Origin of the sequence: Halonatronomonas betaini, from assembly GCF_015666175.1 — a bacterium.
In the GTDB taxonomy this organism is placed as follows: domain Bacteria; phylum Bacillota; class Halanaerobiia; order Halanaerobiales; family Halarsenatibacteraceae; genus Halonatronomonas; species Halonatronomonas betaini.
In genome coordinates this window covers 58,441-70,821 of the sequence record NZ_JADPIE010000009.1, presented here as the reverse complement: position 1 = coordinate 70,821, position 12,381 = coordinate 58,441, and the positions used below count along the sequence as shown (strand labels likewise).

The window sequence follows — 12,381 nt, the reverse complement described above, 5'->3', positions numbered from 1 at the left end:
CCTCAATACCGGCCAAGATAATTCAAATCAATCGCCAGCTCAAAGGCAGGTTTATTTGAAGTCAGTAGAGTTATTCCTCTATCCTTTGCCCTCTCAACTGTATCCTGATCAGGCTTAATGCCTTCCACAACAACAACTGCAGCCACATCAGTTAAATCAGCCACAGCCAGGATATTTAAATGGCCCTGAACAGTCAGCCAGATATCGCCGCTGCTGGCAGATGCAATCACATTACTTAAAAGATCGCAGATATAAATACCCTCTATCTTTTTATTAATATCTCCGGTAACAAGCTCCAGATCCAACTCTTCAACAGCCCTATTTAAATCTATCTCTGTAAATGAACTATTTTTCACCATCAGCATCCTCCTTTTTATCCCGGCCCATAGCCGGCGGCAGGGTCCCAACTAATTCTGACATCCGATTGGCTAACATCTCAACTTCCTGTCTTAACATAAAAATACAGTCAACCCTCTCTGCAAAACCATCAACTATATCCTCAGCCAGAGTCCCACAGTCAGGTGCTCCACAGGCTGCACAATCAAGCCCTGGCAGCTTCTCCTTCTCGGCTTCTAATGCCTGCCATCTGGCCAGAGCAGTCTCAAAACTGCCAGCCTTATTTTCATCAGGCATAATCTCTGGCTGCTCAAAGGTCTCGATAATATTAGCAGCAGTAGCCTGCCTGTCAGCATCATTATCTCCAGCTTCCTCATACTCCTTGCTGATAGCATTCTCTAAATTAATAATCCCCTGATATGGATTGATTATATTTAATACTCCGCCGAGACAGCCCCCTGGACAGGCCGTCATCTCAAGATAATCAACCCCTTTAAGATTATCATTTTCCAAATCCTCTAAAACCATCTTAATTCTCTCTAATCCATCTACCTTAATAATCCTGCTGCCATTACTCCTATTTAAATTCTCCTCTTCTCCTCCAGATTTCCCCCAGGCCAGCGCTGACACAAAGGGAAAACCCTGCTCAAGATTATTTAAATATTCCTGAATCTCAGTACTATCCCTGTCTAAATCGGCTTTCAAAATCGGATTATAGATATCATCGACACCGATTGCTCCAGAAAGCAAACTAGCTTTCTTGCCTGGCGGATAATAAACAGCAGTATGTTTGGCCGGGCAGGGAGTGATAAAATAAAAATCAAAATCTTCATCAGTGAATTTATTCTTTAATTCATTATTAATCATTTTAACCGTTATCTCAAGGGGGCTATCATAATTAACCACTAAATCCAATAATTCAGGATACAACAACCTGATATATCTAACAACTACCGGACAGGCAGAAGATATTAGCGGCTCAGCAGACTCCTTCTTACTTAAAATATTCTTCAGCCAGGCCGAATAAATCGTTGCCCCCATCGAAACATTAACAGCCCCGGCAAAACCTAAACTCAATAATTTCTGCTTGATCTTCTTCAAATTATATTCAGGAGGGAGTTGGGCATAAAAGCTCGGTGGTATTAAAGCAATATTATTCTCCCCTGAAAGAGCCTCAGCTAAATCAGTTGTCAGGGCCTCCTTCGCATGATACTCACAGTTTCTGATACAGGCAGCACAGTCAATACAGTACTCCTCTTTAATCGATGCCTGGCCCTGATGAACCCTGATAGCCTTAGTCGGGCAGTTTTTTACACAATTAGTACAGCCCTCACATTCCTCCTCTATTAAAAATACAGAATGGGTCTTATCCATAATTGCCTCCTTAGAAATTAATCCCTGCTCTAACTACTGTACCCTCAGAATCACTCTCAATATCCATTTTATCAGAAAATTTATTAACATTACAGAGCCCCATTCCAGCTCCAAATCCCAGTTCTCTAATCTCATTGCCAGCAGTAGAAAAGCCTGGAGTTAAAGCCTTTTCGATATCTTCAATACCTGGGCCCGAATCCTCAGCAATAATCAGGACTTCCTCTGGTGATATTTTAACCTTTAACCTGCCGCCCTGGGAATGGATAATAATATTCATCTCCAGCTCATAGGCAACTATTGAAGCTTTTCTAATTGTCTTTGAATCTAAATCAAGCTGCTTTAGAGTCTCCTTTAATTTACTGGAAACCTCTCCTCCTCGCTTAAAGTCACCTTCTCTAACCTTTGAGTTAATCAACATTTCCTGCTGCATGGCTATCCTGTCCCTATAATATTCTCAGGTTTAATCCCCTGCTGATATAAAAGACCACAACTATGAAATAAAGAGTAATTGCATTTTAAAAGCATAATCTCTTTCTCTTTAGCAAGCTTAATTGTCTCCTCAGGTGGCTGTTTGCCCCTTACAAAAACAATCAGGTCAATATCAGTCATTTCAGCAGTTCTCACAACCTGCGGGTTTACAAGCCCTGTTAATAAAAGAGTCTTCTCCTGAGAAAAGGCCAGTACATCACTCATCAAATCAGCCCCACAGGCAGTCGTAATATCTCTATCATTATAGTTAAATTCAGGCTGATATAAATGCTCAGCAGCCAGAATCTCTTTTATTTCATCAATCAACATCCCCTTTACCCCCTTAATGTGCTAATATTGAGAAATTAATAACAAAATTCCTTGTTCTTATTATAACATAACCGGCTAAAAAAACAAATAGTTTTTTAACTTTATTCAAATCTTATTATACCATAAAATTAAAAAATCCCGACTGGTTTCATTATCAAGTCGAGATAGTTATTTATTATAAACCTGTCCAAACTCGAAGCTAAGATAAATACGCTGATTCTTCGGTCTGGCTTCGGTTCAGCCTCGCTATTGATTCGGTATAGATACGGTATTAATTCGCTTTAGATTCGGTATTAATTCGCTATTCATTCGCTGTATCCACAATTTAAATTCAATTCCAGAAATGCTCCAGCTTTCTTCTAGGATTGCTCCAGGTCTGCTCCGGGTTTGCCCCAATTTTCATCCAGAATAAAAATTAATCATAGAAATAATCTGAGCTACCTTTATTATATCAGCTCTGCCAGCTGAAAGTAAATAACCGGCTGGTGCATCGAAGAATTTTTTTAAAATTAATTTTAAAAAAGTGGGAGGAATCAACCTCCCACCAATAAATATTATATCTTCTCACCTGATATATAAACAGCCTCAACATTTGCAGCGATATCCAGTGGATCTCCAGAATAAACAACCAGATCAGCATCTTTCCCTGAATCAAGGCTGCCAACCCTGTCATCAATACCTAAAATCTCTGCTGGATTAATAGTGACAGATTTATAAGCCTCATTTCTCTCCAGGCCAGCTTTAACAGCCAGGGCAGCATAAACCATCAGATTATCGACTGGAATAACTGGATGGTCACTCATCAGAGCAACCTTAACGCCTGCCTCGGCAAGGACAGCAGCAGTCTTAAAATCTCTATCTTTAACCTCTACCTTGGATCTAGTTGTCAGACTTGGCCCAACAATAGCCGGCACGCCGGCTTCAGCCAGCCTTTCAGCAATTTTATGGCCCTCTGTACAGTGCTCAATTGTCAGATCAATTGAAAACTCATCAGCAATCCTCAACGCAGTCATAATATCATCAGCTCTATGGGCATGGGTCTTCAGTGGCATCTCACCATTAATAACCCTTGCTAAACTTTCAAATTTTATATCCCTTTTAAAGGAATCATTCTCATCATTATCTTTATTCTTAATATAATCCTCAGTCTCCATAAAAACCCTGCGCATCTCAGCTGCAACAGCCATCCTGGTACTTGGCGATTTCTTCTGCTCACCGTATACCCGTTTTGGATTCTCACCAAAGGCAGCCTTTATTCCAACAGGATTTTTCAGGATCATATCATCTACATAATCACCATTAGTCTTCATAGCCAGGCATTCTCCACCAATTACATTGGCGCTACCTGGGGCAACCATCACAGATGTTATCCCGCTCTTTCTGGCATCCTCTAAACCTAAATCAGCTGGATTAATAGCATCAATCGCCCTGAGTTCAGGAGTGACCGGATTTGTTGTTTCATTATAATCTCTACCTTCCCAGCCAATCCCTTCCTCGCCAATACCTAAATGGGTATGGGCATCAATTAAACCTGGTAAAATCGTCTTATCACCATAATCAAAAACTTCAGCACCCTCTGGAATTTCAACATCTTCACCAATGGCTTTAATCCTGCCATCCTCAATCAGTATTACAGCATCTTTTAAAGTTCCTGCCTCAGTCATCGTTTCAATCTTTCCTGCTTTAATTGCTAGCAATAACTTCTCCTCCTATTGATTTATTATTTAATTCAAAAGTCGGCACAATCTTTCCAACTTTATGTTTTCTATGATTGGTAACTTCAGGCTCAAAATATTCACTTAAAGCCTCTCTCTTCCTTTCATCTAAATCAATAAACTCATCCAGTAATTCCATAACAACTGGCGAAATAGCCCTTGAATTACCATCACCTATTTTAACAGTAATACCTGGACCACCTTTAATCCCTAGAGAAAAGACACCTTCAGCACCGCCCTTTGCCACCAAATATTTACCGGCTTCCTTCATCAAATCAGTATTAAAGCGACCGGTACCTCCAACAGCCTCAGGGTTCTCAATCATTGCATCCCTGATTCTGGCAACAGCCGGTTCTAAATCAGCTGGCAGATACGCAGGGTTGGCCAGCCTGGCATAAGCCCTGGCCATTCTAGTAATCGGCAGACCATAAACTACTACCCCGCAGCCATCTTCACCAGTTATAATCTCTTCCTTTTTGACACCAGTTAATAAAGCAATATACTTTAATAATGTCTGCTGCAGAGGATGCTCCAGAGCAAAATAATTATCAATATCCCAGCCGTTATACTGACATAATGCCAGTAGGCCTGAATGCTTACCAGAACAATTATTATAGATCTCAGTCGGCTCCCTGCCAGCAGAGACCAGCTTCTCTTTAGCCTGCTTATTGTATGGATAATGGGTACCACATTTTAAAGCAGACTCATCCAGCCCGATCTTATCCAGAATACTTCTAACCAGCTCAATATGTAACTCCTCGCCACTATGGGATGCCGACATTACTGCAATCTCCTGAGCAGTAAAACCATAATACTCAGCAACTCCATCAGCAACAATTGGAATAACCTGAATCGGCTTGGCTGCCGATCTCCAGTAAGTCTTCTGCTCCGGCTGCCCGACCGAAGCAATAACTCCACCATCTGGAGCAACAACTGCTATAGCTCCATTATGAACAGATTCAACCAGCTTTCCACGAAAAACATTAACCAGTTCTGAGTACAAAATTTTCTCCTCCTATAAGCTATTTTATTTTTCAAAACATTTTCAACAAGAAAAAAGCCCTTTTTTACAAGGGCAAATTATGTAATATGTAAATCTAAAGATCTACCAGACCCAGGCTAATTTCTATAGCTTTATTTACCTCTTCAATAATCTCCGGGGCCAACCTGGTAATCTTCCTCTCCAGCCTCCTCTTATCCAGCGTCCTAATCTGTTCCAGCAATATTACTGAATCCTTATCAAGTTCACTGTCTCCTGCCTCAATCTCAACATGGGTCGGTAATTTAGCCTTCCTGATTTTTGATGTAATTGCAGAAACAATTACTGTCGGGCTATACCTGTTACCGATGTCATTCTGGATAATAACGACCGGCCTGGTACCCTTTTGCTCGGAACCAATGGCCGGATCCAGCTTAGCATAAAATACATCTCCTCTAAAAACATCCATCTCAATCACACTCCGCCAGACTATCCTCATAGCAATTGAAAGTTTCACACAAATTTATCAGACCTTCGTCGGCCATTTCACGATTTAATTTACCCATCTCCTGATAACCACTCTTTAATTTTTCTTTAATCTCTTCCCTTTTCTTTTGACAGATATACAATCTAACAGATTTTTGGAAGAAATCGCTATGATTATTAGTCTTATTTTGAAGGATCTTATTATTCAGCGTTCTAATCATATTCCTCGACATATTAAATCTCTTCTGGTTATTATTGACCAACGACCCTCACCCCCATCTCAAAGCTATTACATACACACTTCAAGTATATAACAGCAATGGCAACCTGTCAATAGCTTAGACCTGCTTTACATCAATATTATCCAATAATCTCCTGTAAATTCGATTGCTTTTTAAAGTAGGGGCATTGCCAACTATAATTGTTCTTTCTCTGGAACGGGTTAAACCTATATAAAGCTCCTCTAAATCCTCTAATCTGCCAAGATATTCATGCTGATTACTCCTGACAGTAGAAATTAGAATAACATCTCTTTCTTCCCCCTGAAAATTATAAGAACTGTCAACTTTAAGATCATAATTAACAAGCCGCTTTTTAATCTCTATTACCTGATAATTAAAGGGAGAAATAACCCCTATCTCATCAGCTTGATAGCCTGCATTAATAAGGAGCTCAACGGCTTCTTCAATAATATCGGCTTCAAATCTATTATAATAATCCTTTAACCCCTCTACCTTTCTCTCCTCATACTGATAATTACTGGTATCAAGAAAGATGCAGTCCATCTCTGAATCAAAGAGGTTAATCAGGGGATGGGCTTCAGTAAAACTATACTTATTAAGATCAAACTTCCCGTTAGTTTCAGTCTTTTTTATTTCAATATTTTTATCTGAATAAATATAGTTACTAACAAAATCTCTAATTTCTGAAGAATAGCGATATTCTTCAGAAAGCCAGGATTTCAAACTGTCTGGAGTACTTTTAAATTTCTTTGCAAAAAAGCTTAACTGACCACCGCCACCTTTATAATTATCTATAGCCAGGGATTCTGCCTTAACCCCGTAAAGGTCACCGGCTATTATAGCCTTTTCACTAATCGAAATAGGATCGATAAATTCAGCCTCTGAATAGAGATAACTATCTTCAAAAATAACCAAATCAAAGCTTCCATAATCTTTAACCTCATCCAGATCTAAAGGATTGGCCAGCAATATATCTAAACTCTCATTATCATAAGCAAACCAGCTCTCTTTATTATAGAGACCAGTTCGCCCAATCTTTATATCTGACAACTGCCTATTAATAAAATTATATAGCCTATCCAGGGTTGAATTTAATTTAGATAATACCAGGACCCTCTTTCTGGATTTTAAAGAATTTAAGAGAATCTCAGAAATAACAGTCGTCTTGCCACTACCGGCAGGGCCGCCAATTAAATAAAATTCCTCTGCTGCCTCTGCCCCAAGCACAGCATCTTTCTGTTCATCTGATAAAATATCAATTTCAAATTCTCTACTAATTTTTTCTTTATCTGAGCTTGAAACCTGACTTCTATCTAATAAAAAAGCATCTCTCAAACTCTTAGAAACACCAGAGATCTCCTCAATATTTTCTACAGAATCCAGTAGTCTATTATAATATTTCTTATTATAAGATTTATTTAAGATTAAATTTTTATCCTCCAAGACTTCAGGAAAGATTTCATTTATAACCACCAGAATAGAGCCCTTATTTATTTCAAAAATCTGCCCTGGAACAGTTTTATCAACAGTAGCTGATGAAATCTCAATATAATCACCAGGTTTAAACCGACCTGCCGGTAAAAGCTGACCAGGCATCTGATGATATAAAGTCAAAATAAGATTTTCATAATCAAGCCAGTTCTCCACCTGAGCCTTCAATCCATTTATTGCCACTCCAGATCTTAATCTTTTAATTGTATCAATTTCTTTATTTAAATAATTATACTCTTTTTCAAAATGACTCTTTTCCATTTCAATTTTTCTCTTTGAATTCTCCATGTATCTATATAGGTCTTCTGGCAATAAATTTTCAGTATTTTTAGCCCTGACTTTAACTCTATTACCACCTATTTTATTATCATTCATTACTTTAACAACTTTTGCAGCTATCTTTTCTTCTAACTCAACCTCAGCCTGTTTTGAATTTATATCAATTTTGCCAATATCGTTGCTATCAACTCCACATTCATTGATAAAAGCACCTACTATATCACCAGGTCCGATTTTATTATCAAATCCTGTTATAACTATTTTGATCATAACAATACCTCCAAATTACTTCTTCGACATATTTTTGATTAAATCTCCCCTGGTTACAATTCCAACTAATTCATCACCATCTAGTACCGGTAATCTATTAACCTCTTCCTTGCTCATTAAATCAGCTATTTCACTAACAGGGGTATCTGGACTAATAGTCTCGACCTGTTTAGTCATTAAATCTTTAACTTTAACGGCGATATATTTCTTGAACTCTTCCTGAAATTTCTTATAACTCTCAAGATAAATAATTCCACCGATCAGATTAATATATTCAGGAAAATGGAGCTTTTTATCTTTAACAATCAGATCTTTTTCTGTAACTATCCCGGTTAATTTACCATTTTCTAATACAGGCAGACCACTTACATTATACTGACTCATCAATTCTGCTGCCTCTTCCACACTGGTTTCTGGTTCAATAGTTATAACTTCCTCAGTCATAATATCTTTAGCAGTTTTCATTAATATCACTCCATTCATTTTATAATAGAATTAATAGCCTCGGCCAGATACACAATTAAATCTCCAGCAACTAGTGAATATCTATTCTTATCTTCAGCAGCTAAATCACCTGCACGGCCATGAATAAAAGAAGCTACAATCCCGGCCTTTTCAAGATCTAAACCCTGGGCAACCAAACCACCAGCAATTCCAGCCAGCACATCTCCACTTCCTGCTGTAGCCATACCATCATTACCTGTTGGATTAATAAAAATCTCTCCTTCAGACAGACCAATCAAACTATCTGCCCCCTTTAAGATTATAGCCTGACCGGTTTTTTCAACAAAATCTTTAATATAATCAAATCTATTTTCCAGAATCTCCGGAATAGTCGTATCATATAATCTGGCCATTTCACCAGGATGGGGAGTTAATAAAATTTTCTTCTGACTCTTATCTAACTGTTCTAAATCCCTGACTGTATTAATTCCATCTGCATCTAGTATAATTGGTGGTTTAAGCTTTTTCAATAAATTTTCAACTAATTCAGCTATTTCTTTTCCCTGTCCTAAACCAGGACCTAAGATCACTAAATCCATTTTATTGCTAATATTAATAATTTTATCCAGTGCTTTAAGAGATATTTTACCATTTTCATCTGGCAGTGCTTCTGTAATTATTTCTCTGGAATGGCTATTAACATCATGCTCAATCGCAGCAGGAAGAGCTATTGTTACCATTCCCGCACCCATCTTCAGGGCAGCCTCTCCAGCCAGGCTAACAGAACCTGCCATCCCAGCAGATCCCCCAATTATCAAGACTTTGCCAAAGGTTCCTTTATGACCGGTCTCAGTTCTATAGGGCAAAAACCTTGCTGCTTCCTGGTTGGAAAGCATAAAGTAATCTGGCCTGATCTTACGATATGCCTTTGCCGGCATACCAATATCTGCTATGATAATCTCTCCACAGTAATACCTGCCTGGATAAACTGCCTGGGCAATTTTTAAATCGGCCAGTGTGACAGTCAGATCAGCTCTAATTACTGTCTCGCTCTTAAAATCAAGAGATAAACCAGAGGGTATATCTATCGCCAGTACATTTACAGAAATATCATTAACTATCCCTATCAAATCAGCTGCTAATCCTCTAGCATCTCCGGTAATTCCAGTACCCAGGAGTCCATCTATTATAATATCAGCATTATTTAAAATTTTTCTAAACTCATTTAACTTCTCCGAGTCAATAACTTCCATCTCAACATCCTGCAACCTGCAGATATTATAGTTATCCCTATTAATCCCTGACAGGTTTTCTCCAGGCTTTAATAAAAAAACTTTTAAATTTTTGTAACCCCATTCCTTTAAATAACGGGCAGCAACAAGGCCATCTCCTCCATTATTTCCGCCACCTATTAAAAAATATATATCTGACTGATTATCAAGCTCATCTAAAGTATCAATCTCTCTGGCAACAGACCTGCCAGCTGTTTCCATCAAAATAATTTCTGGATATCCTAATTCTATCGCTTCTTTATCTACAGCAGCCATCTCAGTTGACCTTAATACTAACAACTTATCAACCTCCCTCAGCTATAACTGAAGCCACTGCATAATCCCTCTCGTGGCTCAAACTTAAATACCAGGTTTCAATTCCAATCTCTTCAGCCGCCTCTTTAGCATACCCCTTCAAAAAGACAGTCGGAATCCTGTTCTCCATCATGACTGAAATTTCCTGCCAGCATAAAGTTTCAAGTTCACTGCTTAAAACTTTATAGACTGCCTCCTTTGCAGCCAGTCTGGCTGCAAAGGATTCAATTTTATTTGAGGCAGTCATACAATAATTAATCTCTTCTTCTGTATAGATTCTGACTTTAAAACGCTGGCCAAATCTATTTAACATTCTTTCAACTCTATTTACCTTAATGATATCGACACCATGTCCCTTAATCATTAAAGAGCCCCCTACTCTACAGTAACGCTTTTAGCTAAATTCCTTGGTTTATCAATATTCCTGCCTAATTCTAAAGCAGTATAATAAGAGATAAGCTGGAGAGGAATAGCTGCCAGCACAGAAGACCAGATATTATCTATTTCAGGTAAAACCAGCTTATTGTCTACTTCTATTTTATCATACTCAATATTTTTAGCTGTAATCAGATTTACCTGTCCTCCTCTGGCCATCACCTCTTCAATATTAGACAGAGTTTTCTTTGCAACTTTCTCCCTGGTTGTAATGGCAAATACTGGCACTCCATCTTCAATCAATGCCAGAGATCCATGTTTGAGCTCTCCTGCCGGATGGGCTTCAGCATGTATATAAGAGATCTCCTTTAATTTTAATGCACCTTCAAGGGCCAGGGCATAATCGATATTCCTTCCAATAAAGAATACACTCCTGTACTCTTTAATTGCTTCTGCAATTTCTTTTGAAATCTCAGCAAATTCTGAAATTGTCTCCTGAATTCTATAGGGCAGCCTCTTTAAATCATCTATCAACTCTTTTAACCTGGCCTCTGAAATATTATCATTTAATTTGCCAAGTTTTAATGATAAGAGATAAAATACTAAAACCATTGCAACATAAGCCTTAGTCGAAGCCACAGATATCTCCGGTCCGGCCATCAGCTGAAAACTTGCATCAGACTCCCTGTCAACACTACTTCCAATCGAATTAGTTAGAGCCACAACCCTGGCTCCCTTTTCTTTAGCAAGCCTTAAAGCTGCCAGCGTATCAGCTGTCTCACCAGATTGACTAACCACTATCATCAAAGTATTCTTATCGATAAAATTTTTCTTATATCTAAGCTCACTGGCGACCTCGACTTCAACAGGAATATCAGCAAATTCCTCTATTAAAAATCTCCCGATTAAACCTGAATGATAGGCTGTACCACAGGCTGTAATCATTACCTTCTTATAATCACCAGCAAGAATCTCTTCAATATCACCGAGATCTATATCAGATTCAGTAAACCTATCAGCCATTATTCTTCGAGCAACATCAGGCTGTTCATTTATCTCTTTAAGCATAAAATGATCGTAACCCTGTTTATCCACCATATCAGCATCCCAGTCAGCTTCAAATAAATCTTTTTCAAGAAGTTCGCCTTGAAGATTATAGAACTCTATTCTATCTCTATTTACCTTTGCAATCTCATCATCTTCAAAGATATAAAAATCTTTAGTCTTCGATAAAAGTGCTGGAATATCTGAAGCCAGATAATTCTCCTGATTGCCAATTCCAGCCACCAGTGGACTATCTTTTTTTAGTCCATAAATTGTTTCTGGCTCATCATCTGAGATAGCTACAATCGCATAAGAACCTTCAAGTAATTTATCAACTTCTATCAGTGCCTGGACCATATCACCGTCATAAAAATCTTCTAACAGATGGGCAACAACTTCACTGTCAGTTCTTGAATCAAATTTATGGCCTTTAGCAAATAAATCTTCTTTTAAATCCTGATAATTCTCTATTATCCCATTATGAACAATAGTTATCTTCCCATTACAATCTGAATGGGGGTGAGAATTATAATCAGAAGGCACCCCGTGAGTAGCCCAGCGGGTATGACCTATCCCGGTACCAGCAAGTATCTTGCCATTATTATCTAGCTTTTCTTCAAGTTTATTTAAAGAACCTTTGCTTTTGTATAGATCTAATTTATGCTCATTTAACACTGCAATTCCTGCTGAATCATAACCTCTATATTCCAGATTCTTAAGTCCATTAACTAAAATCTCTGCTGCATTATTATTACCTGTATAACCAACAATTCCACACATATATATCTATATCCTCCACTCATTATCAGTATTTTTTCAAGTGTCTGTCTAACAATTTGTACCTAAAGTTACCTTTAGTTTTTATTGCCAGACTTAAGGCCAGACAGGTTGACCTGGGGACATCCGCCGAATAATTCGATAATCCCCAACCTCGTCGTCCTAATAAATAACAGGATCAGGCG

The 12,381-nt window shown here is 38.3% G+C and carries 13 protein-coding genes; all 13 read right to left on the bottom strand.

Annotated features, from left to right (window positions below):
• Positions 1–2: 2 nt before the first annotated feature.
• Complete coding sequence (locus tag I0Q91_RS13395; RefSeq protein ID WP_270455164.1) at positions 3–359, bottom strand: serine kinase; 357 nt, start codon at positions 357–359, stop codon at positions 3–5.
• Positions 346–1,710, bottom strand: coding sequence for a [Fe-Fe] hydrogenase large subunit C-terminal domain-containing protein (locus I0Q91_RS13390; RefSeq protein ID WP_270455163.1), 1,365 nt, complete (start codon positions 1,708–1,710; stop codon positions 346–348). Before I0Q91_RS13390 ends, I0Q91_RS13395 begins: the two co-directional genes overlap by 14 nt.
• A 10-nt stretch (positions 1,711–1,720) precedes the next feature.
• The gene (locus tag I0Q91_RS13385) at positions 1,721–2,140 is read right to left on the bottom strand and encodes an ATP-binding protein (protein ID WP_270455162.1); all 420 of its coding nucleotides are present in this window, start codon (positions 2,138–2,140) and stop codon (positions 1,721–1,723) included.
• Positions 2,141–2,142: 2 nt separating this feature from the next.
• Positions 2,143–2,508 (bottom strand): hypothetical protein, encoded by a 366-nt coding sequence (locus I0Q91_RS13380; protein ID WP_270455161.1) that lies wholly within the window; start codon positions 2,506–2,508, stop codon positions 2,143–2,145.
• Positions 2,509–3,062: 554 nt separating this feature from the next.
• The gene (locus tag I0Q91_RS13375; RefSeq protein ID WP_270455160.1) at positions 3,063–4,205 is read right to left on the bottom strand and encodes an amidohydrolase; all 1,143 of its coding nucleotides are present in this window, start codon (positions 4,203–4,205) and stop codon (positions 3,063–3,065) included.
• Positions 4,192–5,226, bottom strand: coding sequence for an asparaginase (locus I0Q91_RS13370; RefSeq protein WP_270455159.1), 1,035 nt, complete (start codon positions 5,224–5,226; stop codon positions 4,192–4,194). Before I0Q91_RS13370 ends, I0Q91_RS13375 begins: the two co-directional genes overlap by 14 nt.
• 94 nt (positions 5,227–5,320) lie before the next feature.
• Positions 5,321–5,671 (bottom strand): type II toxin-antitoxin system PemK/MazF family toxin, encoded by a 351-nt coding sequence (locus I0Q91_RS13365; RefSeq protein ID WP_270455158.1) that lies wholly within the window; start codon positions 5,669–5,671, stop codon positions 5,321–5,323.
• 1 nt (position 5,672) lies between these two features.
• Complete coding sequence (locus I0Q91_RS13360; protein WP_270455157.1) at positions 5,673–5,951, bottom strand: CopG family transcriptional regulator; 279 nt, start codon at positions 5,949–5,951, stop codon at positions 5,673–5,675.
• Positions 5,952–6,026: 75 nt separating this feature from the next.
• Positions 6,027–7,970, bottom strand: coding sequence for an AAA domain-containing protein (locus I0Q91_RS13355; protein WP_270455156.1), 1,944 nt, complete (start codon positions 7,968–7,970; stop codon positions 6,027–6,029).
• Positions 7,971–7,985: 15 nt separating this feature from the next.
• Positions 7,986–8,435 carry a CBS domain-containing protein gene (locus I0Q91_RS13350; RefSeq protein WP_270455155.1) on the bottom strand — a complete coding sequence of 150 codons (450 nt, stop codon included), beginning with the start codon at positions 8,433–8,435 and terminating at the stop codon, positions 7,986–7,988.
• A gap of 14 nt (positions 8,436–8,449) precedes the next feature.
• Positions 8,450–9,985: an NAD(P)H-hydrate dehydratase gene (locus tag I0Q91_RS13345; RefSeq protein WP_270455153.1), complete on the bottom strand. Its 1,536-nt coding sequence runs from the start codon at positions 9,983–9,985 to the stop codon at positions 8,450–8,452.
• A 4-nt stretch (positions 9,986–9,989) separates the two neighbouring features.
• Positions 9,990–10,364 (bottom strand): holo-ACP synthase, encoded by a 375-nt coding sequence (gene acpS, locus I0Q91_RS13340; RefSeq protein ID WP_270455152.1) that lies wholly within the window; start codon positions 10,362–10,364, stop codon positions 9,990–9,992.
• A gap of 11 nt (positions 10,365–10,375) precedes the next feature.
• Entirely contained in the window at positions 10,376–12,199 is a 1,824-nt protein-coding gene (gene glmS, locus I0Q91_RS13335) for a glutamine--fructose-6-phosphate transaminase (isomerizing) (RefSeq protein ID WP_270455151.1), read from the bottom strand.
• Positions 12,200–12,381 lie beyond the last annotated feature (182 nt).